At 65.7% G+C, this 24,460-nt stretch carries 15 protein-coding genes; 5 read left to right on the top strand and 10 right to left on the bottom strand.

Features of this window, described 5'->3' with window-relative positions; genetic code table 11:
• Positions 1–23: 23 nt before the first annotated feature.
• Positions 24–827, bottom strand: coding sequence for a FadR/GntR family transcriptional regulator (locus tag ASD79_RS19000; RefSeq protein WP_082585026.1), 804 nt, complete (start codon positions 825–827; stop codon positions 24–26).
• 238 nt (positions 828–1,065) lie between these two features.
• On the opposite strand from ASD79_RS19000, the gene ASD79_RS18995 reads away from it, so the two are divergent.
• The 3 genes from ASD79_RS18995 (at position 1,066) to ASD79_RS18985 (ending at position 7,050) form a co-directional block, all read left to right on the top strand.
• Positions 1,066–3,321 carry a TonB-dependent receptor gene (locus tag ASD79_RS18995; protein ID WP_235524524.1) on the top strand — a complete coding sequence of 752 codons (2,256 nt, stop codon included), beginning with the start codon at positions 1,066–1,068 and terminating at the stop codon, positions 3,319–3,321.
• 101 nt (positions 3,322–3,422) lie between these two features.
• On the top strand, positions 3,423–4,553 hold the full coding sequence (locus ASD79_RS18990) for a LacI family DNA-binding transcriptional regulator (protein WP_235524523.1): 1,131 nt from the start codon (positions 3,423–3,425) through the stop codon (positions 4,551–4,553).
• A gap of 292 nt (positions 4,554–4,845) precedes the next feature.
• A complete protein-coding gene (locus ASD79_RS18985; RefSeq protein WP_056724525.1) occupies positions 4,846–7,050 on the top strand; it encodes a beta-glucosidase in 2,205 nt (734 codons plus the stop codon).
• Between the two features lie 355 nt (positions 7,051–7,405).
• Here the strand turns inward: ASD79_RS18985 and ASD79_RS24725 are convergent, their stop codons facing one another.
• Positions 7,406–7,624 carry a hypothetical protein gene (locus ASD79_RS24725; protein ID WP_235524536.1) on the bottom strand — a complete coding sequence of 73 codons (219 nt, stop codon included), beginning with the start codon at positions 7,622–7,624 and terminating at the stop codon, positions 7,406–7,408.
• Between the two features lie 525 nt (positions 7,625–8,149).
• Here ASD79_RS24725 and ASD79_RS18975 point away from each other — a divergent pair.
• Positions 8,150–10,942 (top strand): TonB-dependent receptor, encoded by a 2,793-nt coding sequence (locus ASD79_RS18975; protein WP_235524522.1) that lies wholly within the window; start codon positions 8,150–8,152, stop codon positions 10,940–10,942.
• Between the two features lie 9 nt (positions 10,943–10,951).
• Positions 10,952–13,486, top strand: a complete 2,535-nt coding sequence (locus ASD79_RS18970) for a glycosyl hydrolase 115 family protein (protein WP_082585025.1) — start codon at positions 10,952–10,954, stop codon at positions 13,484–13,486.
• Positions 13,487–13,498: 12 nt separating this feature from the next.
• Here ASD79_RS18970 and ASD79_RS18965 read toward each other — a convergent pair whose 3' ends face one another.
• The 8 genes from ASD79_RS18965 to rhmD all read right to left on the bottom strand — a co-directional run bounded on the left by ASD79_RS18965 (position 13,499) and on the right by rhmD (position 24,205).
• Positions 13,499–14,974, bottom strand: a complete 1,476-nt coding sequence (locus tag ASD79_RS18965) for an MFS transporter (protein ID WP_056724519.1) — start codon at positions 14,972–14,974, stop codon at positions 13,499–13,501.
• Between the two features lie 49 nt (positions 14,975–15,023).
• The gene (locus ASD79_RS18960) at positions 15,024–16,133 is read right to left on the bottom strand and encodes a glycoside hydrolase family 105 protein (protein ID WP_056724517.1); all 1,110 of its coding nucleotides are present in this window, start codon (positions 16,131–16,133) and stop codon (positions 15,024–15,026) included.
• 41 nt (positions 16,134–16,174) lie between these two features.
• Positions 16,175–19,957 carry a beta-galactosidase gene (locus tag ASD79_RS18955; RefSeq protein ID WP_082585024.1) on the bottom strand — a complete coding sequence of 1,261 codons (3,783 nt, stop codon included), beginning with the start codon at positions 19,955–19,957 and terminating at the stop codon, positions 16,175–16,177.
• Positions 19,958–19,959: 2 nt separating this feature from the next.
• Complete coding sequence (gene rhaM / locus ASD79_RS18950; RefSeq protein WP_056724515.1) at positions 19,960–20,292, bottom strand: L-rhamnose mutarotase; 333 nt, start codon at positions 20,290–20,292, stop codon at positions 19,960–19,962.
• Positions 20,293–20,320: 28 nt separating this feature from the next.
• A complete protein-coding gene (locus tag ASD79_RS18945; RefSeq protein ID WP_056724512.1) occupies positions 20,321–21,238 on the bottom strand; it encodes an amidohydrolase in 918 nt (305 codons plus the stop codon).
• Between the two features lie 117 nt (positions 21,239–21,355).
• Positions 21,356–22,129: an SDR family NAD(P)-dependent oxidoreductase gene (locus ASD79_RS18940; RefSeq protein WP_056724510.1), complete on the bottom strand. Its 774-nt coding sequence runs from the start codon at positions 22,127–22,129 to the stop codon at positions 21,356–21,358.
• Entirely contained in the window at positions 22,126–22,989 is an 864-nt protein-coding gene (locus ASD79_RS18935; RefSeq protein WP_056724509.1) for a fumarylacetoacetate hydrolase family protein, read from the bottom strand. Before ASD79_RS18935 ends, ASD79_RS18940 begins: the two co-directional genes overlap by 4 nt.
• Before the next feature lie 37 nt (positions 22,990–23,026).
• Positions 23,027–24,205, bottom strand: a complete 1,179-nt coding sequence (gene rhmD / locus ASD79_RS18930) for an L-rhamnonate dehydratase (RefSeq protein WP_056724507.1) — start codon at positions 24,203–24,205, stop codon at positions 23,027–23,029.
• Positions 24,206–24,460 lie beyond the last annotated feature (255 nt).

Genomic DNA, 24,460 nt, shown 5'->3' with positions numbered 1-24,460 from the left:
ATCAATTCAGGAAAATTGGTCAGTCAGATTTTGTGAGCGGCGGCGGAGAAGCGCGCTCGCACGCCAGCGGCCGTCCGGCGCGCTTCCTCCAGCGCCAGCTCTTCGGTCGTGAAGAGCAGGTGATCCATCACGGCAGCGAGGTGGGCGCGCATGGCGGCCCTGGCGGCCTGCGGATCCCGGGCCTTGAGCGCCTCGACGATGCGGCGGTGCTCGGCCACGACGGGGCGGATCTTGGCGCTGCGGGCCTTGTTGTGAAGCAGCGCGCAAGCCGGCGAGGCCGAGCGCAGGCGCCACAGCTCCTCGATGGTCAGCACGATCCCGGCGTTGCGCGTGGCCTGGGCGATGGTCATGTGGAACGCCCGGTCGGCGTCCTCCGTCACCTTGGGGCGGAGGTTTTCGGCCGTCATGTCTTCCAGCAGCATTTCAAGCCGGGCGATCTCGTCGTCATTGATATGATTGGCGGCCAGCGCGGCGGCCTCGCCTTCGAACGCCAGGCGCGTCTCGGTCAGTTCGAAGGCGGTGATGGCGAAGCCTGGGTGGTCTTCGCGGCCCGGCAGTCGCCGAACGTAGGCGCCTGAGCCCACGCGAATATCGATGTAGCCTTGGACCTCGAGCGCAATCAGCGCCTCGCGCACCGCGGGACGACTGGCGCCGTACTCGGCGCAGAGCTCGCGCTCGGCGGGCAGGCGGCTGCCGATCTCGTAGCGCCCCGCGATCAGATCATCGAAAACGTGCCGGGCCAATCTTTGGTAGATGCGGTCTCCGCTCGCGGCGCCGTCGTCGACGGGGCTCGTCTTTTCTGCGCCCCCCTTTGCGCGAGCCGTCATTCCGTATCTCCCAAATCGTCGTCAGCGTTGCTTGTGCGCGCCCAGGCCTGTCGGGCCGGCTGGCGCGCTGGCCGATTGTGGTCCAGATCGCGTGGGTTGTCAGGCAAAAAGAGGTTGACGCTAAAACCATAAACCCAAAAATTGGTAAGACAGATTAAGCGCGATCGGACAGACCGTTCGCTAAAAAAAGCAGGAGGGGAAAATGAACAGGCGTCTTCTTTGGATGGCGAGCGCCGCCATGATCGCGGCTTCCGGCCAGGCTTGGGCGCAGACTGCGCCGCAGTCGGCCAACCAAGCCGTGGCGCTCGACGAGATCGTCGTCACCGCGCAAAAGCGCGAACAGAACCTGCAGGACGTGCCCGCCGCCGTCAGCGCCGTCAGCAGCGAGCAACTGGAAGCGCGGAACGTCGTCCAAGTCACGGATGTGGTCCGCGTCTCGCCCAGCTTGACGGTCACGGAAAACACCAACGCCACCGGCAACAGCATCAATCTGCGCGGGATCGGCACGTTCTCGTTCAGCATCGGCATCGAGCCCAGCGTTGCGGTCGTGGTCGATGACGTCGCGTTGCTGCAGCAGGCCCAGGCCTTTTCCGGTCTCAACGACATCGCCCGGCTGGAAGTCCTGCGCGGTCCGCAAGGCACGCTCTTCGGCAAGAACGCCGCCGCCGGCGTCATCAACATCGTCACCCAGAAGCCGACCAAGACCCTGACGGGCTCCGTCGGCGGAACGCTGACCAGCGATGGCGAAAAGCGCGTCGAAGGCATGGTCTCGGGCCCGATCTCCGACAAGGCCGGCTTCCGCCTCAACGCCTTCTACGGTGATCGCGACGGCTATATCCGCAACCTCAACACCGGTCACAAACTGAACGGCGACCGGTCTTACGGCGTTCGCGGACGACTTGAGCTGGATCCGACCGACAATCTCAACATCGCCCTGACGGCCTCGCACACCAACACCAAGACCGACGGCCAGGTCCGGACGTTCCGCAGCATCAATCCGGGCGCCAGCGCCTTTGGCGCGCCGCTGGCCCTATCGGCTGTCGGGCTCACGCCGGGGGATGGCAACTACAGGATCCGCCTCGACACCGAGCCGAAGAACACCAGCAAGCAGATCATGCTGAACGGCCGCGCCAGCCTGGATTTGGGCGTCGCCAATCTGGTGTCCATCACCAGCTACCAGGACTGGCGCTTTCGCTTCCTGGAGGACCTGGACACCCTCGGTTCGCCGACGCTGCTGAACACGGCCGACCCGACGAGCATCCTGCCCAACGGCTCCACGGCCGGCGGCCCGTTCCACTCGACGAACTTTACGCAGGAACTGCGGCTGGTTTCGAGCGGCTCGCGCAAGCTCGACTACCTGTTCGCCTTGTTTTACGCCGACGGGGACTCCGATCGTTCATTCTCGCGCGGCCCCAACGCCGCGACGAGCTGGGCGGCGACCGCCGGCACCAAGACCATGGCCGCCTTCACCCAGATGACCTACCACGTCGGCGAGAAGACCCACGTCGATGGCGGTCTGCGCTTCAATCACGAAGTGATCGAGGCCACCTTCCTCAATCGCACGCCGACGGCGGCCCCGCCGGCCAACAACGCCTCGTGCTTGTCGACCTGCTCGGGCAAGGCCAAGGATGATCACATCACCTACAAGGTCGCGCTGCGTCAGGACCTGGCCGAAAACGTCATGGCCTATGCGTCGTTGTCGACGGGCTACAAGGGTCAGGGCTTCGACATCAGCACGGGCTTCAATCCCGGGCGAGCGGCCAAGCCGGTGCGTCCCGAGACGAGCAAAGCCTACGAGCTGGGCCTCAAGAGCCGCGTTCTGGAAAACCGCGTTCAGCTCAATGTCACGGGCTTTCTGACCGACTTCACCGACTTCCAGGCCCAGGGCGGCGTCACCCAGCCGGACGGCACCATCGTGCCGCAGTTGAGCAATGTGGGTTCGCTGCGGAGCAAGGGCGTCGAGGTCGAGGTTTCGGCCAAGCCGGTGCGCGCCCTGCGCATCGACGCTTCCGCCGCCTATACCGACGCGACGATCCGCGAATTCACGAACGCGCCTTGCTACACCAACCAGACGCTCGCGCAGGGCTGCCGCCCCGTGGGGGCTTCGAACTTCCAGAACCTTTCGGGCAAGCCCTTGGCCAACTCGCCGAAGTTCAAGTACTCGCTGGCTGGCGTCTATGACGTCGAGTTGCCGAGCTTGCCCTTCGACGGTTTCGTCACCGCCGAGTACACGCATCAGAGCGCCGTCATGCTCGACCTCCTGGGTACGCCCATCTCGCGCCAGAAGGCCTACGGCGTGGTCAACGCCAGCATCGGCGTCACGGGCCGCGATGAGGACAACTACCGCGTGGCTCTGTTCGTCAACAATCTGTTCGACCAGCACTACGCCAGCTCGCTTGGCTACACCGGCTCGTCCAATGCCGGAGCGATCGCTCAGCTGCTGCCACGCAACTCCAAGCGCTATGTCGGCATCCGCGCGCGGGTGGGCTTCTAGGCGCAACACGCTTCGCGCGGCCGATCGCGCCGCGTCTTCCCGGGGATCTGCCCCTTTGTTCCCGGGCCCCTCGTCGCTTCGGCGACCGGCGGCGCGCCTAGATGGCGCGTCGCTTTTTGTTGTTGCGGGCCTGCGGCGGGACGAGGCCGGGACTCGTCCAGACGGCAATTCCTGCTAGACGTTGGGCGATGGGGAAAAGCAACGACAAGGGCGTCACGATCATCGACATCGCGCGCGAAGCGGGTGTGTCAATCGCGACGGTCTCTCGGGTTCTCAATCGGGGAGAGGGGGCCGGGCCTGAAGTCCGCGCCCGGGTCCTCGAAATCGTTGATCGCCTAGGCTATCGGCCAAACGTCTCCGCGCGCGCGCTGTCGGGGCGGCGCAGCTACTTGATCGGCGTCATGTTTCTACGCCTGGGCGGCTACCACTATGTCGGAGAGGTCCAGCTTGGCGCGATGAACGCCTGCCGCCGCGCCGGCTACCACCTCGTCGTCGAGCAAATCGAGACGCCCGAAGGGGTCATCACGCCTGAAGCCTTGGGGCTGATGTTGCGCGACGCCGCCTTTGACGGCCTCGTCCTGACCCCGCCGCTCTGCGACGATCCACGCCTCCTGGCCGCGGTCGAAGATGCAAGGGTCCCCTACGTCCGCCTGGCGCCAAATAGCGATCTGGAACGCTCGCCCTACGTTTGGATCGACGACCAGGAGGCCGCTCGGGAGCAGACTCTGCAGCTGTGGGAAATGGGCCATCGCCGCATCGCTTTCATAGGCGGTCCCGCTGATCACCGCGCCGCCGTGCGCCGACGAGAAGGCTACCTCGCCGCCATGCGAGAATGTGGCGTCACGGTTCCCGACGATTGGATTGTCATCGGCAACTTCTTTGGCATGTCGGGGTTCAGCGCGGCCGAAACGCTCCTGGCCTTGGATCCGCCGCCTACGGCCATCTTCGCCGGCAACGATGAAATGGCCATCGGCGCGCTTGCCGCATTGGCCAAGCACGGGGTCGGTGTGCCGGAGCGGATCTCGGTCGTTGGCTTCGACAATTCACTGGCGGCGCAAACATCCTGGCCGCCCCTCACGACGGTTCACCAGCCCATCGCGGAGATGGCCGAGGCGGCGGTGGACATGCTCATCGCCGGCTTTGGCGACAAAAGGTTCCGTGCACGGATCCAGGAGCGCAAGCTCGACTATCGCTTGATCTCCCGGCAATCGGCCGCGCCACCCCGCGGCTGAACCCAAGTTTCGCAAGCATCCAGCATCGATCCGCAAAAAGAGGCCTGACCAATTTCGATTGTCATAGAAAACGTTTTCGTAAGAAGCTAAAACGTCCACGTCGCCGTCACAGAAGCGGTGAATCGCAAAGGCCCTCATCGTGAGGGCCGGGGGAAACTGGAGGTCTCATGCCACGCGCGCGACATCCTGCGGAAATTGGTCAGGCCTCTTCGTCGGCGCCTGCCCCGGGCCTGACGAGGTCCGCGACGCCTGCCCGCCCTTTTCAGGCTCGCCCCCTGAACGACGAAGAATCATGACCCTGCATCGCTCCCTGTCACTCGCCTCGAGCTTCGCCGTTCTGGCGTTCGCCGTTGCCGCTCAAGCCGCCACGCCTCCCGATCATCCCTGGAGCGAGGCCAAGCTCTCGCCAGACGAGCGCGCCGCGCTGCTCGACAGAGCGCTGACCCTGGATGAGCGGATCGGCCTGGTGCATGGGCCGATGGCCATGCCGGTCTTGGGCTTCGAGGCGCCGCAAGGCGCGATCGGATCGGCCGGCTATTTCCCCGGCGTGCCGCGTCTGGGCGTCCCGGCCCTGCAGGAGAGTGACGCGAGCCTTGGTGTGACCAATCCCCTGGGGGTGAGGCCAGGCGACGGCGCCACCGCCCTGCCGTCGGGCCTGGCGCAGGCGGCGACCTTCAACACGCGGCTGATCTATGAAGGCGGCGCGGTTGTCGGCCGCGAGGCCCGCGCCAAGGGGTTCAATGTGCAACTGGCCGGCGGCGTCAATCTGGCGCGCGATCCCCGCAACGGCCGCAATTTCGAATATCTGGGCGAGGACCCGTGGCTTGCCGGTTCGCTGGCGGGCGCGGCGATCAAGGGCATCCAAGACCAAGGCGTCGTATCGACGATCAAGCACTTCTCGCTGAACGGTCAGGAGACCGGCCGCATGACCGCCAACTCGGTGATCGAGGAGGGGGCGCACCGCGAGAGCGACCTCCTGGCGTTTGAGATCGCCATCGAAAAGGGCCAGCCCGGCTCGGTGATGTGCGCCTACAACCTGGTCAATGGCGACTATAGCTGCGGCAATAACCACCTGCTGAACACCGTGCTCAAGCGCGATTGGGGCTATAAGGGCTGGGTGATGTCCGACTGGGGCGCGGTCCACGCAACCGACTACGCCCTCAAGGGTCTTGACCAGCAGTCCGGCGAGCAACTGGACGGGACCACTTGGTTCGGCGCGCCACTGAAGGCGGCTGTCGAGAAGGGGGAGGTCCCGGCCGCGCGCCTGTCGGATATGAGCCGCCGGATCTTGCGCTCGATGTTCGCCGCCGGCCTGTTCGATCGCCCCGCCGCCAAGTCCGAGATCGACTACGCCGCCAATGGCGCGGTCAGCCTGGAGGCGGCGCGCGAAGGCATTGTGTTGCTGAAGAATACCGAAGGCCTGCTGCCGCTTGCCAAGACCGCCCGGTCGATCGCCGTGATCGGCGGCCACGCCGACGCCGGCGTGTTGTCAGGCGGCGGCTCTTCCCAGGTCGTGCCGCCCGGCGGCGTCAAGACGATCATCCCGCTGGGCGGGGAGGGGATGATGGCCCAGTTCCGCAGCCAGTACTTCCACCCTTCCTCGCCGCTGGCCGCGATCCGCAGGCTGGCGCCACAAGCCAAGGTGACCTTCGACGATGGCCGTTACGTCGCTTCGGCGGTCGCGGCCGCCAAGGCCGCCGACGTGGTGGTGGTGTTCGGCAACCAGTGGATGGGCGAGGGCGAGGACGCCGTTGACCTGTCGCTGCCTGACGGCCAGGACGCGCTGATCGCCGCGGTGACGGCCGCCAATCCCAAGGCCGTGGTCGTGCTGCAGACCGGCGGGGCGGTGGCAATGCCCTGGTTGAAGCAGGCCGGGGCCGTCGTTGAGGCCTGGTATTCCGGCGCGCGGGGTGGTGACGCCATAGCCGACGTGCTGTTCGGCCAGGTCGATGCCTCGGGCCGCCTGCCCGTGACCTTCCCTGCCTCGCTGGCCCAATATCCGCGCGAGCGGCTCCCGGGCCTGGGCGTGCCGGAAAAGACCCGCTTCGACGTCGACTATGTCGAGGGCGCCGACGTCGGCTACCGCCGCTTCGCCAAGACTGGCGACAAGCCGCTGTTCGCGTTCGGCCACGGGCTGTCCTACACGACGTTCGGCTTCTCGAACCTGAAGGTCGCTGGCGGCGACACCCTGACGGTCAGCTTCGATGTGGCTAACACCGGTGTGCGAGCCGGCAAGGCCGCACCGCAGGTCTATCTGACCGGTGCAAGCGGCGAGCCGCTGCAGCGTCTGATCGGCTTCGACAAGATCGATCTCAAACCCGGTGAGACTCGTCGCGTCACGCTTGCCGCCGACGCGCGCCTGCTGGGCCGCTTCGACGTCAAGGCCAATCGCTGGGTAATCGACAAGGGCAGCTATCAGGTCGCGGTCGGCGCGGCCTCCGACGACCTGGCCCTGAAGGGCGCGGCCGATCTCAAGGCTGGGACCCTGAAACCCTGACTTTTCCCGCTGGCGGCGGCGCTGGTCGCCGCCGGCACGCGCCTGCTGGCGCATCATTGGAAGCCGTACGCATGAACATGGTGCTCGTCGATCAAGAGAAAGTCCTGGTCATTCGCAGTGCGCTGCCGGCGGTGACCAAGGTCTGTCTCTGCGCGATGGCAGGCCTATACGACAATCGACCTACAATCGGTTGCTCGCCAAGCTCGAAAGGACCGGCGGACGCGACATGGTTCGCAAAGCCTAGGTCCTTGGTCGCCTCACCGTCTCCTTCCGGGGCGTCTCGCGCTTCTTCCAACCGATAGGGGCGCAACTGCGCTGGCGCGCCTAGCGGGCGCTTGGCCGCGAGTTCGGCGGATCAACTCGTCGCGGGCCGCGTAGGCGGACGGCTCGGCCGGGGTGTGATGGTCGGCGATGATGACTCGATAGCCGATCGGGGGTCTGGAGCCATTCCAAAGCCCTGGCGGGCGTTCTCCTTCATGGCCCGCAGGGTGTGCTTGCCGTTCTCCTTGGACTGGTGCTCGTCGAAGAGCGTCATGATCTTGCGCATTATCTGGTTCATCGGATCGTCACCCAGCTTCTGAGTGATGGAGACTACCTCGACGCCGTTCTTGGCTAGCTTCCTGACGTAGAACTGAACAGGAACTGGTCGCGGAACAGCCGCGAGAGTGAGTGGGCCTGGATGACGTCGAAGAGCGGTGCTTCGATGTCGCTGCTTCGATCATCTCCTGGAAGGCCTGTCGCTTGTCGTCTGTGGCGGTCTGGCGGCATTGCAAATCCATGTTCATGTCGTGGCTTCGCCCGTGGCGAGGGCTCGCGGCCTCAGGGCTTGCGTTTGCCATTTGTCCTACATACTGTGATCAATTATGAGACTGTCTCCCATAATGTGGGATTTCAGGCGGCCTCGCACAATGCACAGACCGGATCAGCCGGCGCCTTGGGTGGAAATGTAGGCGCGCATCAACGCGCGCCCTGGAGGGAGGGATTTATGTCATCATCCATGCGTGGTCTCACCACGGGCTGCTCGCTCTTGGCCCTTGCCTGGGCGGGCCCATTTGTAGCGACCGCCGCCAATGCACAATCCGCCGGCGCCTCGTCCGCAGTGCAATCGGGCGACGCGGAAGCGACGGCCGTCGAGGAAGTGGTGGTCACGGGCTTTCGCGAAAGCCTGAGAAGCGCCCTCAACATCAAGCGTCAGTCGTCGGGCGTCGTTGACGCCATCAAGGCCGAGGATATCGCCGACTTCCCCGACGCCAACCTCGCCGAGTCGATCCAACGAGTGCCGGGCGTGTCGATCACCCGGGTGGCGGGAGAGGGGCGGACCATCACCGTCCGCGGGTTGCCGCCGACCTTCACCCGTGTGCGGATCAACGGCATGGAGGCTCAGGCGACCAGCGGCGCCACCACCAGCGACCGAGGCGCCAATCTGGGCCGGGGATTCGATTTCAACACCTTCGCCTCGGAGCTGTTCAGCGGCATCACGGTGCGCAAGACCGCCCAGGCCGAGGTCATCGAGGGCTCGCTGGGCGCGACCGTCGACCTGGAGACCGCCAAGCCGCTGGACCACAAGGGCCTGACCTTGGTGCTCGGCGCCTCGGCCGGATATAATGACCTGTCCAAGCACTCCGACCCCAAGTTCAGCGCGGTGATCGGCAACAACTGGAACACCGCCTGGGGCGAGTTCGGGGCTCAGGCCTCGTTGGCCTACAGCAAGCGCGAGTTCCTCGAGGACCAGTGGGGCTCGGGGGGCTGGAATCCAGCCACGATCGACGGCGGTTTCTGCACGCCCGTGGGCCGTGCTTCGCAGAACCCCGCCACCAATCCCGCCAACGGCACGGACGCCCTCAACTGCGCCACGGGCGTGGCGCGACCGGCGGCCAACGACACCGTCTACGACCAGGCCAACCGCTCGACCGTGTTCTTCCCGCGCCTGCCCCGCTACGGCCGTTTCCATCATGAGCAGGAGCGCACGGGCGCGACCTTGGCCCTGCAATGGAAGCCGAGTTCGCGGACCTCGCTGAGCTTCGACGCGCTCTATTCGAACTACAACGTCAAGCGCGAGGAAAACTGGCTGGAGGGCTTTTCGTTCGCGCGCGCGATCAGCCAGAACGGCAAGCCGCAGACGGCCGTGCGCGAACTGGTCCTGCGGAATGCCGGGACCAGCCAGACGGACATCAACAAGGGCCTGACGGTCTACGACGTCGACTACGCGCGCTTTGGCGGCGTCGACGTGCGGTCCGACACCCAGCACGACGAGTTCCAGAACGTCTTCCAGCAATACACCCTGGCCGGAACCCACGAGCTGACCGACCGACTGAAGGTGAGCGGGCTGATCGGTTACTCGAAATCGGACTACGATCAGCCGATGACCACGACGATCATGTTCCAGCGTCCCAACGCCGGCATGACCATCGACTTCCGCAAGAACCGCGACCAGCCGACCATCACCCACGACTTCAACGTCGCCGACGCCAGCCTCTACAGCTTCGGCGCGCCGAACGCCGAGGTGCGGCTGCAGCAGACCTTCACCACCAACATTTACCGCACCGGCGAGCTGAACCTGGCCTGGGCCTTTGATGAGGCTCTGACCCTCAAGGTCGGCGCGCACTATGACGAGTTCTCGTTCGACACCTCGGCCAAGCAGCGCGCGAACAACTTCCTGGTCCCGACCCTGAGCACCGCCGACCTGCAGGCGGTCACCAAGACGGTGTCCGGGTTCGGCGGTCACGGCATCGACAGCGGCGTCTTCCCGACCAGTTGGGCGACCATCGACTACGACAAGTTCGTCGCCAGCCAGAACCTCTACAGCGAGACGGGGATGTACGCCCTGATCCCCAACAACGGCGGCATCCGGCGCGTCGACGAGAAGGTCGCCTCGGCCTATTTCCAGGCCGATCTCAAGACCGAGATCGGCGGTCTGCCGGTGCGCGGCGACGTCGGTTTCCGTTTCGCCCAGACCGAGCTGGAGTCGCGTGGCAACCAGATCGGCGGCGTGGGGGTCACCGCCGACAACAAGTATCACGACGTTCTCCCGTCGGTGAACTTCGCGGTCGACATGACCGACGACCTGATGCTGCGCTTCTCGTGGGCCAAGGTCGTCGCCAGGCCGGACCTGGGCTTCCTCACGCCAGGCGGCAGCCTGAACCTGAACGGCACGCCCTCGATCACCTCGGGTAACCCCGACCTGGATCCGATCCGCGCCACGACGGTCGACCTCGGCGCCGAATGGTACTTCGCGCCAGGTGGCATCCTGGGAGTCGGGGTCTTCTACAAGGACATCGCCACCTACGTCCAAAACCAGTCCCAGCAGATGAGCTTCCGGCAAACTGGCCTGCCCCTGGCCTTGCTGGGCACATCGCAGCTCGATCCGGACAACACGCTCTTCACCGTCACTCGACCGGTGAACACGCCCGGTGGGCCGCTGAAGGGCTTGGAGATCAACTACCAGCAGGCGTTCACCTTCCTGCCTGGCCTCCTGCGTCATACCGGCGCGCTGATCAACTACACCTATGTCGACTCCCAGATCGACTACTTCCTGGCCTCTGGCGCGGTCACCACAAACGACTTGGTGGGCTTGTCGAAGAACGCCTACAACGCCACGCTTTACTATGAGGATGACAGATTCAGCGCTCGTGTCTCGGCCTCGTACAGGGACAAATCGATCGTCGCCCTGCCGGCCAACAATCCCTATCAGGACCTGGAAGGCTATGACGCCAACCTGACCTTCGACATGGCGGCCTCCTACCAGATCAACGATCATTTCAAGCTGTCTCTGGAGGGTCTCAACATCTTTGACCGCTTCAATCGACAGTTCATCGACTCCACGCGAGACAGCACCTTCGTCTACACCCACACCGGCAGGCAATTTAACCTGGGACTGCAGTACAAGTTCTAGAAACGCCGAATGGACCGGAAGAAGTTGGCCATGCTGGCGCGGACGTTCGGCTTGGTCTTCGCCGTGCTCGCCGCCGTCCTTTGCGGGCCGGCCGTCGCGGCGTCGGAAAGGGATGGTCCAAGGCCGCTGGTTTCCGCGTCTGTCGTCGGCGGGTTTCCTCTGGTGGTCGACGGCCATGCGGCCGCGATCGTCAGCGACCCCGCCGACGCGCCGGTCGTCGCCCATGCGGCGACCGATCTTTCGGCCGATATCGCCGCCGTCACCGGAGTCAGGCCTTCGGTGGAGGCCGCGGCGGAGCCGGTCGGCAAGACCCTGGTCGTCATCGGTACGCTGGGGAAAAACCGGCTCATCGACAGGATGGTCGCCGCGAGGAAGCTCGACGTTGGCCGCCTGAGCGGCGCCTGGGAGAGTTTCCTGATCGCCACGGTCGAGCGCCCGCTTCCCGGGATCGAGCGGGCGCTGGTCATCGTCGGCAGCGATCGCCGGGGCGCGGCCTTCGGGGCCTATGAGCTGAGCGAGGCCATGGGGGTTTCGCCCTGGACCTGGTGGGCCGACGTCAAGCCGCGGCGTCGGGACGCCCTCGTGGTCGCGCCCGAAACCCGCAGGTTCGGTCCGCCGTCCGTCCGCTATCGCGGGCTCTTTATCAACGATGAGGACTGGGGCCTGACCCCGTGGGCGGCGCAGACCTTCGAGCCGGGCAAGGGCAATATCGGTCCCAAGACCTACGCCCAAGTCTTCCGCCTGCTGCTACGCCTGAAGGCCAATACCTTGTGGCCGGCCATGCACAAGGTCAGCGCGCCGTTCAACAGCGATCCCGAAAACGCCCGCCTGGCCGACGAATACGCGATCGTCATGGGCTCGTCCCACGCCGAGCCGATGCAGCGCAACAATGTCGGCGAGTGGAAGCAGGACCCGGCCAGGTTCAACTACGCCGCCAATCCCGACGGGGTGCGGGCCTATTGGGAAGAAAGGGTGCGGAGCAACGCGCGCTACGGGAACCTGTGGACGCTGGGGATGCGCGGCATCCACGATTCCGGGATCGTCGGCGCGGAGACCCCTGCGGGCAAGGTGGCGCTGTTGGACCGGATCATCGCGGACCAGCGGGCCCTGCTGCGCGACAACGTCAATCCCGATCTCAAGCGCGTTCCGCAGGTCTTCACGCCCTACAAGGAGGTGCTCGATCTCTATCGGGGCGGGCTGAAAGTCCCCGACGACGTGACCATCGTCTGGCCCGACGACAATTTCGGCTACATCCGCCAGTTCCCGAACGACGCCGAGCGGGCGCGTTCGGGCGGGACCGGGGTCTATTATCACCTGTCCTATCTGGGCGCGCCGCTCTCGTATCTCTGGCTGAGCACGACGCCGCCGGCCCTGGTCCAGGAGGAGATGACGCGCGCCTACGACCTGGGCGCCCGGAGGCTCTGGATCGCCAATGTCGGGGACATCAAGCCCGCCGAGATCGACATCAGCCTGTTCATGGAAATGGCCTGGGACATCGATCGATGGCGCGGACGGAGCCAGCGCGCCTATCTCGACGATTGGGCGGGGCGCACCTTCGGCCAGGAGCGCGGCGCCGGCGTCGGCGCGGTGCTGGACGAACACTACCGGCTCAATTTCGAGCGCCGGCCCGAACATCTGCAATGGTGGTTGCCCGGCCGGAAGCCGCGCGCCAGTCGGTTGTCGGCCACCGAAACGGCCGAGCGCCTGCGCCGCTTCAACATCTTGGTCGACGCGACGGGCCAAGTCGGCGCATCGATGCCCACCGACCTGTCGGACGCCTTTTTCGAACTGGTCGACTACCCGGTGCGCGCGGCGGCGGCGGCGAACCGCCGGTTCTTCGGCGCCGAGCGCTACGCCGCGCTGATCGACTCAAAACCGGAATCCGCTCGGGACTTCGCCAAGATGGCGGTGGCGGCCGATGAAGAGATCAAGGCGCTCACCGCACGGTTCAACAACGACGTGGCTGGCGGCAAATGGCGTCACCTGATGGCCGAGGAGCCGGCCGACAATCAATGGCCGGGCTTCAGGGCCAGTCGCCTGAGCCTGCCGGTGGCGGGCCTTCTGGGTCCGGCCGGTGCGGCTTCGCCAGTGGCTCCGACGAAGCCGCCACCACCGAGTGACGATATCGTCGAAGCCGAGGCCTTTACCGCCAACCAGGGCTGGCGCCTTGTCGAAGGTCTGGGTAGGGGCGGCGGCGCGATGTTCGCTCAAGGGGAGGGCGCGCGCCTCACCTATCGGTTCAAGGTCGCCGACGCGGGCGAGAGGCGATTGGAGCTGGGCCTGCTTCCGCTCTATGGGAGGAACGGCGACGGCGCCCTGCGTCTGGAGGTCTCGATCGACGGTGCTCCTCCCAAGGCCTTCGACATCGCCCGCGAGACGGGAAGCCCCGCCTGGGCCCAGGGCGTGCTCGACAACCTGCTGCGCGTGGAAGTGGCCGACGCGATGACGCCCGGTATCCATGACCTGGTCATCGTCGCCCGCGGGACCGACCTGGCGATCGACCATCTCCGCCTTTTGCCGGTCGCCGCCACCCCTCCCCACTGATCGACGGCGTCGTCAGCCTCGTCCCCAGAGCCGCTCGTAGCGCCAGCCCGTGAGGTCCTCGACCACGGCGCGGTGCTCCGGCGTGGGTGACGCCTGGTCCTCGGCGCGAAAGCGCTCGATCTCCTCCATCAGGATCTGATGGGTCCGGTGGTTCAGCCGGAAGCGCAGCGAGACCACGAAACCGAAGACCAGCAGGGCCAAGGTGCCGGCCACCAGGACGGTCAGGATGGTGGCGATGGCCTCGGGGCTCTGGGTCTTGGCCTTGGAGACGAAGCCGCCGGCCTCGAGGATCAGGCCCACCATGGCGATGGCGGCCGCCTGCATGGTCTTGCGCACGAAGGTCATGACTCCGGCGAAGGCGCCCTCGCGGCGCTTGCCAGTGACGATCTCGTCGACGTCGGCCATGTAGTTGTAGATGTTCCAAGGAATGTAGTTGAGGCCGCCGCGACCCAGGCCGGCCAGCAGCACGGGCGCCATCATCCAGGCCAGAAGGTCGGTCGGCGAGATCAGGTAGATGGCCAGGAAACCCAGCACGGCCAGAGCGTAGAAACTCACCGCCAGCCGGTAGGACGGGGCGGGGTGGATGCGCAGGATCAGCCAGATGAACCCGGCCACCGCCGCCAGCTGGGCGAAGGCCATGAAGCCCATGAAATTGCCGGCGTCGGCGGTGGTGGCGCCCAGGGCGAAGACCACGAAGAACACGAACACGCCGTTGAAGATGTCCTGGCTGATATAGCCGCCCAGATACATGCCCAGGTGCTGGCGGAAGGCCCGGATGCGCAGGGTCGAGAACAGGTTGGCGTAGAGCGCCTTGAAGCTGTCCCACAGCGACAGCTTGCCCTCGCGCGCCGCGATGCCGGTCTCGCCGGGCGGCCGCTCCCAGGTGAACAGATAGACGAAACCCGCCGTGACCATGAAGGTGATCGCCGCGCCGATCCCCAGATAGAGGAAGGTGTCCGCCGAGTCCTTGCCCAGGTGGTTGATGATCGCGGCTGGCAGGAAGCCGGCCATGATCGCCGAGGTCTGGGCGAACAGGATGCGGCAACCGGCGAACTTGGCCTTGACCTTGTAGTCCTTGGACATCTCGGCCGCGAGGGTCTCGTAGGGGATCAGCTCGAAGGCGTAGACCAGCTCGAACAGGACGTAGGTGACCAGGTAGAACCAGAAGGTCTGGCCGCTGATCCACATGATCGCGAAGCTGGGCAGCAAGGGGATGGCGGCCAGCACGAAGAACCGCCGCCGCCCGAATTTTCGCCCCAACTTGGTAGTGTAGAAATGGTCCGACAGGTGGCCGACCAGCGGGCTGAACACCGCGTCCAGCAGGCGGGCGATGGCGAAGATCGCCGTCGCCTGCACCGCCGAAAGACCACAGAAGGTGGTGTAGAAATAGAGGATCCAGCCGCTGATGATGGCCATCGCCCCGGCGCCGAACAGGTCGTTGGACCCGTAGGCCAGGTAGTTGATCAGTTTGATTTTGCGAGGCTGCATCGGATCCGCCCTGATGTTCTTGTTATTGTTTTTGACCGGCTGGAGCGGCCTAGATGAAGGCCCGCTGGAATTCGCCCAGCGCCAGCAGGGCCAGCGACTGGCCGTAGGGCATCGAGGTCAGGGGAATGTCCTTGTAACCCTGCAGGGTGTCGAACACGGGGGTGCCGAACGAGACCTGCTGCAGCTCGCCCTTGTCGTCGATATGGGTCAGCACGCCCTTGAGCGCCTTGATCGCCACGACTTCGTACGACTTGCCGATGTAGCGCTTGCGGACGGCCTTCAGGATCCCATAGGCGAAGCCGGCGGCGGCCGAGGCTTCCAGGTACGAGGTCTCGTCATCGACCAGGGTATGCCAAAGACCCGTGGCCTCGTCCTGATAGCGGGCCAGGGCCTTGATCTGGGCCTCCAGCGTGTCGATCAGGAAGGCGCGCAGGGCGTCGCCGGGCGGCAGGTCGAGGAGCTCGATGAACTCGGGGATGGCGATCGTCACCCAGCAATTGCCCCGCGCCCACAGGGCGTCGGCGAAATTGTGCCGGCCTTCGAAGGTCCAACCGTGGAACCACATCCCGGTCTTGCGGTCGGCCAGGTACTTGATGTGCACCATGAACTGGCGCTTGGCCTCCTCGATGAAGTCGTCGCGGCCCAGTAGCAGGCCGATCTTGGCCAGGGGCAGGACGCTCATCATCAGGGTGTCGTCCCACAGCTGCTGCGGGTTCTCGCTGTTGAAGACGATGTGCTGGAAGCCGCCTTCCTCGGTGCGGGGGCCCTCGTACATCACGTAGTCGGCCCAGGTCTCCAGATAGGGCAGGTAGGTGTGGTCGCCCGTGGCCTCGTACAGATAGGCCAGGGTCAGGAAGGGCGAGACGGTGTTGATGTTCTTGGTCGGGGTGCCGGCCTCGAAGCGGTCGGCGAACCAGGTCGTCATGATCTCGAAGGCGCGGGGATCGCCGCTCATCTCGTACTGTTTCCACAGGCCGTAGAGCCCTACGCCATGGGTCCATTCCCAGTCGTTCCAGCCCTTGGTGTCGATTACCCGGCCGTCGTCAAGGCGCAGCAGGAACTCGCCCGTCTCGTCCTTGATGTCGACGAGGTTGCTGATCAGCAGGGCGATCTTGGCCTTGATGTCCTTGGCGTCGAGGCCGTGAGCGAGGTTGGGCACGGGGTAGTCTCCTTACAGAACGGGGCGCGAGCGGCCGGCGCTCACGGCTTGAAGTCGGGCGCGGCGACCTTTGCGACGGGGATCCCGCCGCGCACGGTACGCAGATTGACGAGTTTCACGGTCTCCAGGGCGTCGCCGGGCGCGCCGTCGCTGGTGACCGCCAGGGCCAGGGTGTTCTTGCCGTGCAGGTCGATGATGCCGGTCGGCAGGACGAAGGTCCGTTGCGGGCCGACATGGGCGATGAACTGGCCCATGTTCCAGCCGTTGACGAAGATCAGCACCCGGTAGCGGCCGGGCGAGCGCGGCGTCGACGGATCGCCGATGGTCAGGCCCAGGGTCGTGTCCTGATCCTTGGGCAGGGCCAGGTCGAAGGTCGTTCGGTACCAGGTCGTGCCGGCATGGGGCTGGGTCGTGGCCATGTCGGCCTTGGCCCAGGTCGCGTCCGGGAAACCGGGCAGGTGCCAGCCGTTGCGCTCGCCGAACTGGCCGCCGTTGTTGGCGTTTCCGCGCACCGGGTCCTGGATGTCCTCGCCGCCGAGATTGCCCTGGATCTTCCAGGCGATCGGTGTGGCGAAGCTGTAGGTTCCCGGCCCCGACAGCGAGGCCGAGACCAGGCCACGGGCCTCTTTGTGGAAGTCGTCGGCGTCGAGATCCCAGTTGTGGCCGTTGTTGCGCACCATCACCGACAGCACATGCTCGCTGGACCCGCGCAGGTCCGGCGGCAGCTTGAAGATCGCCACGCCGGTGGTGATCGGCCGAGGCAGGCCGCCATCCAGCTCGTGCTGGCCCAAGAACCGGCCGTCCAGCCAGACCTGCAGCATGCCCGCGCCGCCGGCCCCGTAGTGCAGGGTCAGGGTGTCGATGCCGGGCTTGGCCGTATAGCGGCCGCGATACCAGACGTCGCCCTGGTGGAAGCCGTAGGTGCTCATGTCCAGGGCCGGCTGGCCGGTCGGGCCGCGCACGGTCGAGCCGCTGCGGCGCCCCTCGGCCTTCTGCCAGGCGCTGTCGTCGAAGGCGGGGTCGGCCTCGGGCGAACCGGGCGCGGTCTTCCAGTTCAGCCTGGCCAGGTCGGGGACGGCGACAGCGACGGGGCCGGCCAGGGCCTTTTCGGCCAGCAGGCTGGCGGAGGCCGTGACCCTGGTCGCGACCTTGACGCCGTTCCAACTGACGGTCGTAACGCCCTTGGGCGCGAAGACTTCCAGCGGGCTGTCGGTCTCGGTGTCGCCAGTCAGGGACAGGGTCCCGCCCTTGATCGCGTCGCTGCGCACCAGGCCTGGCCCGCGCACCAGGAGATGGTCGCGCCGCCAGAAGGTCTGGCCCGTCTCCGCGTCGGCCAGCAGCAGGGTGAGGGGCGGGCGACCGCCGCCTATGATCCGTATGCGGATCAATTCCTTATGGACATAGGCCAGCTTCAGGTCGCCCTTGGCGGCGTCGAAGCTGGAGGCGACCTCGCCGTCCAAAACTTGGACCGTCGGCGCGGAGGCATAGCGCAGCACCGTCTCGCCCGCCTCGCCGGCGCGGCCGTAGAGCAGGGCCAGGTCGCCGTCGTTCCATTTCAGCTGGGTCTGGATTTCCGAGGTCGAATAGACCAGCCGCTGGCCGCCCAGGTCATACGAAGCCATCAGCATCTTGCTGTCCTGGCCCTTGAGCCGCGAGGCGACCTCGTACTCGCCGTCACGGGTGGCGATCTTGAAGGTGAAGGCTTCGTCGCTGGTCCCGCTGCTGGGATTGTGGACCACCACATAGAGGTGGCCGCCCGTCTCGACATTGACGTTGTGATAGACGCGGACCTTGTCGTTGGAGGGAACGACGGCCGCGCCCTTGTCCATCCGGCGAAGATCGGGCACGGCGGCGATGAACTCGCCCATCTGCTTCATCACCCGGGCCTTGTCGCGCAGGCCCCGGGCCTCGTCGATGGCCGCCCCGTAGTCGTAGGAGGTGAACACCACCGGGGCCGGCAGCCAGCCCCACGAGGTTCCGCCATAGGTCATGTAGAAGCTTTGCAGCGTGATCCCGTTGGCGAGGTTGGTGGCGTAGAACACCCGCTGGTAGCCGACACCGCGGTGGATGGCGGTGCAGTCGTAGTCGCCGTTGCTGCCCCAATAGTCGAACCAGCCACCGCCGAACTCGGCCAGGAAGCCCGGCGTGTTCGGACTGGCCGAGGCCCCGCCCTTGGCCCCGCCGGCCCCGTACAAACCCCAGTCGGGCGCAACGCCCGGATTGGCCGGGGTGGAGTCGACCTTGCAGTTGCCGCCCGGATAGCCGTCGAAGGCGTAGAGGTCGTTGGGGCCTTCCACCGTGCCCGGCACGTTCGAGCCCTTGGGGACCCAGTAGCCGTTGCGGCCCTTGTCGTTGTGGAAGATCGGGACGGTGACGCCATCAGCCTTGGCCTTGTCGGCCAGCCACTGCATGTAGCGTTGCTGCGGGGCGCCGACGACGTCCAGCTCGTTCTCGATCTGGTGGGCGATCACCGTGCCCTGGCCGGTGGTCAGTTGGTGGCGGGCGATGACGGCGTTGATCTGGGTCAGCCATTCGTCGGAAGCGGCGATATATTCCGGCGCGTCGGTGCGGGCGCGAGCCTGCTGGTTGACCAGCCAGCCGGGAAAGCCGCCCCGGGTCAGCTCGGCGTTCACGTAAGGCCCGGCGCGGGTGATGACGTAGAGGCCTTCTTCCTTGGCCATGGTCAGCACGCGGTCCATGTCGCGCACGCCGCTGAAGTCGTAGACCCCCTGCTTGGGCGAGTGGTAGCCCCAGTCGAAATAGATGGCGACGGTGTTGTAGCCGCTGGCCTTCATCTTCTGGAGGATGTCGCGCCACAGGTCGGGACTGGGCACGCGGAAGGGGTGGAACTCGCCGCCCCAGGAGAACACGCGCTCGCCATCGACCTTCAGCGAATACTTGTCCCAGGTGATCTGGTGGGCTTGCGCCGGCTTGGCGGCGACGGCGGTCTCGCCGCCTTCCTTCAGCACGGTGAAGTGGCGCACCGTGCCCGACAGCTCGGGCAGTTCGACCTTCCTGGTCCAAGTCCGGAAGCCGTCCCGGCTGTCGCTGTACCAGTAGCGCTTGGCCGAATACTCGTCGAAATAGATCCGCCAGGACCCTTCTGGCGTTCGGGTCAGGGCAGGGCCTTCGACGCCCCGGCCCCAGCCGGCCCAGTCCCCGGTTCCCTTGGCCTGCCAAGGGCCGTCCAGCGACGGGGCGGTCCACAACTCGATGAACTTGCTGGTCTCGTTCTTGGCGAAGGCGTTGTAGAGCCCGCCGTCGCGCACCACGAACGTATCGATGAAGTTGGGACCCAGCCCCGACAACGGCTTGGGCGCGGACCAGGTCGCCAGCGAAGCGTCGGTCGCGGTGATGCGGTAGGGTTGGAACTGGCCGGCGATGCCGGCGGCCGAGACCGACAGGATCAGGTTCACCGACCCATCTTGGTCGACGAACCATTCCGGCGCCCAGCTATTGGTCGCGCCGGGGACCTGGACCTTGATGTCGCGCAGATAGGTCCAGTCGGCCAGGTCGCGGCTGCGGGCCAGGCCGATGGTGTTTCCGCTCCAGCCGGTGGTGTAGGCGACATAGTACCAGCCGTCGGTGTGCTTCATCACGCTGGGGTCGCGGATCAGGCCTTGGGGTGGGGTGTAAGCCAGGGGCCTCTTCAGCGTAAAGCGCGTCGCGTCCGTCGAGTCGTAGACGCTCATGTTCGACTGGCTGGCGTTGGTGAACGCCGTCATCGTGTAGCGCACGGGTTCGGCCCCAAGCGACTGAACGGGGGCGGTGGTCGCCAGCAGGATGGTGGCCAGACCTAGGGCGTGGAAGGGAGGGCGAATCATGCCTATCCCTCGAAGTAGAAAACGGGTTTCAGCGGCCATTCGCGCGGACGGTTGTCTGGATACACCTCCATCAGGTCGGCCATGTAGTCCCACCAGCGCTTCATCACCGGTTCCAGCGGCAAGGCGTTCTTGGTGTGGTCGGGGCGCAGGCGCAGGACGGCGAACAGGCTCATCGTCTCCTCGTCGAGGAAGATCGAATAGTCATGGATTCCGACCTTGCGCAGGGCTTCCGCGAGGTCGGGCCAGAGTTCGTCATGGCGACGCTCATATTCGGCGGCGACACCCGGCTTCAGCTGCATGCGGAAGGCGAGGGGGCGATCCTGGTCGATGCTCATCTGTCCTCCCGTTTCTTGTTCTGATCGATCAGGCGGCTGGGTCGCGCAGGCGATAGATCCGCGCCGCCGCTCCGCCAAACAGCAGGACCCGTTCGGCCTTGCTGAAGTCCGCCGTGACGGCGTCGTAGGCGCGATAGAAGGCGTCGAACGCGCCGTGGACCTTCTCTACGGGGAAGTTGCTGGCGAACATGCAGCGCTCGGGACCGAAGGCCTCGATCACCCTCAGGATGAAGGGCCGCAGACTCTCTGGGGTCCAGGTTCGGTCGACCATGGCCAGGCCCGAGATCTTGCAGCTGACATTGGGTTTCTCGGCCAGCAGGGCCAGGCCCTCGCGCCAGGCGGCCAGACCGGTCGCGTCGCGATCGGTGGGCATGCCGGCATGGTTGACGATCACCGGAATGTCCGGATGGGCGGCGGCCAGATCGGCGGACGTCGCCATCTGCGAAGGATAGAGCTGCAGGTCGAACGACAAGCCGTGCCTGGCGAGCAGGGCGTAGCCCTTTCGCCATTGCGGGTCCTGCAACAGGTCGCGGTCGCCATAGGTCCTGGCCGGATCGATGTGCCAGCTGACGATCTGGCGGACGCCCCGGACGTTGGGACGCGCCGCCTGAGCCTCGAGCAGCGCCTCGACGCCCGGATCGTCCAGCCAGGCCCCCGCGACGATGCCGCCGATGACGCCTCGGGTGTCGGCCAGGCCCTGCAGCCAGTCGGTCTCGGAGAGCTGGTCCTTGGGTGGCAGGCCGCATTCGACATGCACCGCCTGGACGACGTTCCAGCCGACGGTGTCGGCCAAGTAGTCGTCCAGGCCGTAGGTGCGATAGGCGAGGGGAGACATGTCCCCGGCCGGGTTGTTCGGCAGCGGGGTGTCCTGAAGCCAGGCGTAGTAGTGCCGCTCCAGGTCCCACAGGTGCATGTGGGGATCGATGATCGGGCCGGCGTAGGTCATCGTTCCCAACTCCCCTAGAGCGTTTCCCGACCTGATTGCATCAGGCCGGGCGCTCTAGGTCTTTGTTTTTGCGCATTTTCTTCACGCGAACCGGCATCCACTTCGCTTGAAAATGCTCTAGAAGGTCGTGCGGCCGCCGGAAGTGTCGAAGGTCGCCCCTGTGGTGAAGCTGCATTCCTCGCTGGCCATGAAGCAGACCATGGCGACGCTCTCGTGCACCTCGCCCAGGCGGCCCATCGGGATCTTGGAGCGCATGTAGTCGACCTGGCTTTGCGGCAACTGCTCCAGGATCGGGCTTTCGAAGGTCGCCGGGGTGATGCTGTTGGCGATCACGCCCTGGGTGGCCAGTTCCTTGCCCAGCGACTTGGTCAGGCCGATCACGCCAGCCTTGCTGGCCGAATAGGCGCTGGCGTTGGGGTTGCCTTCCTTGCCGGCCACCGATGCGACGTTGACGATGCGACCATAGCCATTGGCCAGCATGTAGGGCGTGACCTCGCGGCAGCAGTAGAACAGGCCGTTGAGGTTGATGTCGATTACCCGCCGCCAGCTGTCGAGCGGGAACTCATGCACGGGCGCCGTGGCGCCGGTGATGCCGGCGGAGGCGACGAGGATGTCGATCCGCCCCAGAGCGGCGCTGGCGGCGCTGGCGGCCTTGGCGACCTGCGCCTGATCGGAGACATCCAGGGCGTAGGTGTGCTTGGCGCCCGCCACGGCGGCGGCGGCCTCCAGGCCGTCGGCGTCGACGTCCCACAGCGAGACCTGCCCACCCTCGGCGACGATCCGGGCCGCGACCGAGCGGCCAAGGCCCGAGGCGCCGCCCGTGACGATCGCCGTGCGCCCCTTGAAGCGGTCAGCGAAGACGTGATCCGGGAAGAGGAGACCGTCGCTCACGCGACGCCCTCCTGGGTCCAGGCGACGACCCTCTGCTGCTGCTCACCCAGCCTCTGGACGCCCAGCTTCATGACGTCGCCGGCCTTCAGGAAGATCTTGTCGGGCTTCTGGCCTTCACCCACGCCGGGCGGGGTGCCCGTCGTGAGAATGTCGCCCGGCTCCAGGGTGATGAAGCGGCTCATATAGGCGATGCACTCGGCGACCCCGAAGATCATCGTCTTGGTGTTGCCGGTCTGCATGCGCTTGCCGTTGAGGTCCAGGAACATCTCCAGGTCCTGGCAGTCGCCCACCTCGTCCGAGGTGACCAGCCACGGACCGACCGGGCCGAAGGTGTCGCAGCCCTTGCCCTTGTCCCACTGGGAGCCGAGTTCCTTCTGGTAGGCGCGCTCGGAGACGTCGTTCACCAGCACATAGCCGGCGACGTAGTCCAGGGCGTCGGCCTGCTCGACGTAGCGGGCCCGCTTGCCGATCACCACGCCCAGCTCGACCTCCCAGTCGGTCTTCAGGGCGTCTTTGGGGATCATCACGTCGTCATTGGGACCGCTGAGGCAGCTGATCGCCTTGGTGAAGAAGATCGGCTCGGGCGGGGGTTCGAGGCCTGCTTCCTTGGCGTGGTCGGCGAAGTTCAGGCCGATGGCCAGGAACTTTCCGACGCTGCCGACCGGCACGCCGTAGCGGGGCGAGCCTTCGACGATCGGCAGAGTGGCCGGATCGATGGCGGCCAGCGTCTTCAGGCCCTCGGGCGACAGGATCGCGCCGGTGATGTCGTCGATGTGGCCCGACAGGTCGCGGATCTGGCCGTCGGCGTCGAGGAGGCCGGGCTTTTCGGCGCCGCGGGGGCCGTAACGCAGGAGTTTCATGACTTCACGCTTTCGGGGGATTTAGCGTTCGAGGAAATTAGCGGGCGTAAGGTCGGTGCAGACCGACCTCGCGATTGAGTTCGACGCCGAAACCGGGGGCGTCGGAGAGCTTGAGCTTGCCGTTCACCGGGACGGGCTCGCCGATCAGCTGCGGATGGAACATCGGCACCACCTCGTCGGCCTTCGGGGCCATCATCAGGAACTCGGCGAACGGGCTGTTATGGCGCGTGGTGACGAAGTGGTAGCTGTAGACGCTGGAGCCGTGCGGGATGCACATGACGCCGCGCGAGTCGGCCAGGTTGGAGATCTTCACCAGCTCGGTCATGCCGCCGCACCAGCCGACGTCGGGCTGGATGATGTCGCAGCATTCCATCTCCAGCAGCATGCGGAAGCCCCAGCGGGTGGCTTCGTGCTCGCCGGTGGTCACCAGCATGCCAGGCGGCGCCGCCTTCTTCAGGTCGCGATAACCCCAGTAGTCGTCGGGGCTCAGAGCCTCTTCGATCCACTTGAGGCCGTATTCATGTGCCTTGTGGGCCAGCTTGACGGCGTAGTTGAGGTCCAGCGCCATCCAGCAGTCGAACATCAGCCAGAAGTCCTCGCCCGTGCGCTCGCGCATGGTGGCCAGCTCTTCGATGTTCTTGCGCAGGCCTTCTTCGCCCTCGGTCGGGCCGTGGTGCAGGGGCATCTTGCCGCCGATGAAGCCCATCTTCTGGGCCAGGTCGGGACGCGCGCCGGTGGCGTAGAAGGTCAGTTCGTCGCGAACCTTGCCGCCCAGCAGGTGATAGACCGGCTCCTGGCGCAGCTTGCCCAGCAGGTCCCACAGGGCCAGGTCGACGCCGGACAGGGCGTTCACCACCAGGCCCTTGCGGCCATAGTATTGGGTGGAGAAGTACATCTGATCCCAGATCTTCTCGATCTCGGTCGGGTCGCGGCCTTCCAGGAAGCGGGCCAGGTGCTTTTCGACGATGTAGGCGGCCGGCTCGCCGCCGGTGGTCACCGCGAAGCCGATCGTGCCGTCGGCGGCTTCGATCTCGACGACCAGGGTGCCGAGCACGTTGATGCCGAAACTCTGCCGGCTCTGGCGATATTCCGGATAGCGCGACATCGGCGTGGCGATGTGGTCGTCGATCCAGTGACCCTCACCCTGATCGTGATAATCGGCTCCGCCGCCGCGGACCACGAAGGCGCGAACCTGCCGGATGAGGGGAAACGGCATAGGAAAACCAACTCCAGCCCAACGCATCCAGATGGAGGCGATCTACTTCAAGGAAGAAGAGGGCGTGACGGAAGATTCAGGTCCTCCGACATGCTTGGCGGAACCTTCGTTCGGTCGCGCCTACCTCCCCAAGACGTCATATGACACGGTGGCGCGACATGGGCTGGGTGGTCGAATTGTCCCGTCGCCGCTTGCTTTAAGTATCATATTATGAGAGAGAGTGCTACAAAATGAAACGTGACGCGTCAAGTGGAG

It is taken from the genome of Caulobacter sp. Root655 (genome assembly GCF_001427665.1).
Taxonomy (GTDB): domain Bacteria; phylum Pseudomonadota; class Alphaproteobacteria; order Caulobacterales; family Caulobacteraceae; genus Caulobacter.
The sequence above is the reverse complement of the archived record's forward strand: the minus strand, read 5'-3'. Positions and strand labels throughout refer to the sequence as shown.

What these genes read in the sequence shown, in the direction of transcription:
- ASD79_RS19000 (WP_082585026.1), bottom strand. Translation starts at nt 827, where the DNA reads ATGACGGCTCGCGCAAAGGGGGGCGCAGAAAAGACGAGCCCCGTCGAC.
- ASD79_RS18995 (WP_235524524.1), top strand. Translation starts at nt 1,066, where the DNA reads ATGATCGCGGCTTCCGGCCAGGCTTGGGCGCAGACTGCGCCGCAGTCG.
- ASD79_RS18990 (WP_235524523.1), top strand. Translation starts at nt 3,423, where the DNA reads ATGGCGCGTCGCTTTTTGTTGTTGCGGGCCTGCGGCGGGACGAGGCCG.
- ASD79_RS18985 (WP_056724525.1), top strand. Translation starts at nt 4,846, where the DNA reads ATGACCCTGCATCGCTCCCTGTCACTCGCCTCGAGCTTCGCCGTTCTG.
- ASD79_RS18970 (WP_082585025.1), top strand. Translation starts at nt 10,952, where the DNA reads ATGGACCGGAAGAAGTTGGCCATGCTGGCGCGGACGTTCGGCTTGGTC.
- ASD79_RS18965 (WP_056724519.1), bottom strand. Translation starts at nt 14,974, where the DNA reads ATGCAGCCTCGCAAAATCAAACTGATCAACTACCTGGCCTACGGGTCC.
- ASD79_RS18955 (WP_082585024.1), bottom strand. Translation starts at nt 19,957, where the DNA reads ATGATTCGCCCTCCCTTCCACGCCCTAGGTCTGGCCACCATCCTGCTG.
- rhaM (WP_056724515.1), bottom strand. Translation starts at nt 20,292, where the DNA reads ATGAGCATCGACCAGGATCGCCCCCTCGCCTTCCGCATGCAGCTGAAG.
- ASD79_RS18945 (WP_056724512.1), bottom strand. Translation starts at nt 21,238, where the DNA reads ATGACCTACGCCGGCCCGATCATCGATCCCCACATGCACCTGTGGGAC.
- ASD79_RS18935 (WP_056724509.1), bottom strand. Translation starts at nt 22,989, where the DNA reads ATGAAACTCCTGCGTTACGGCCCCCGCGGCGCCGAAAAGCCCGGCCTC.
- rhmD (WP_056724507.1), bottom strand. Translation starts at nt 24,205, where the DNA reads ATGCCGTTTCCCCTCATCCGGCAGGTTCGCGCCTTCGTGGTCCGCGGC.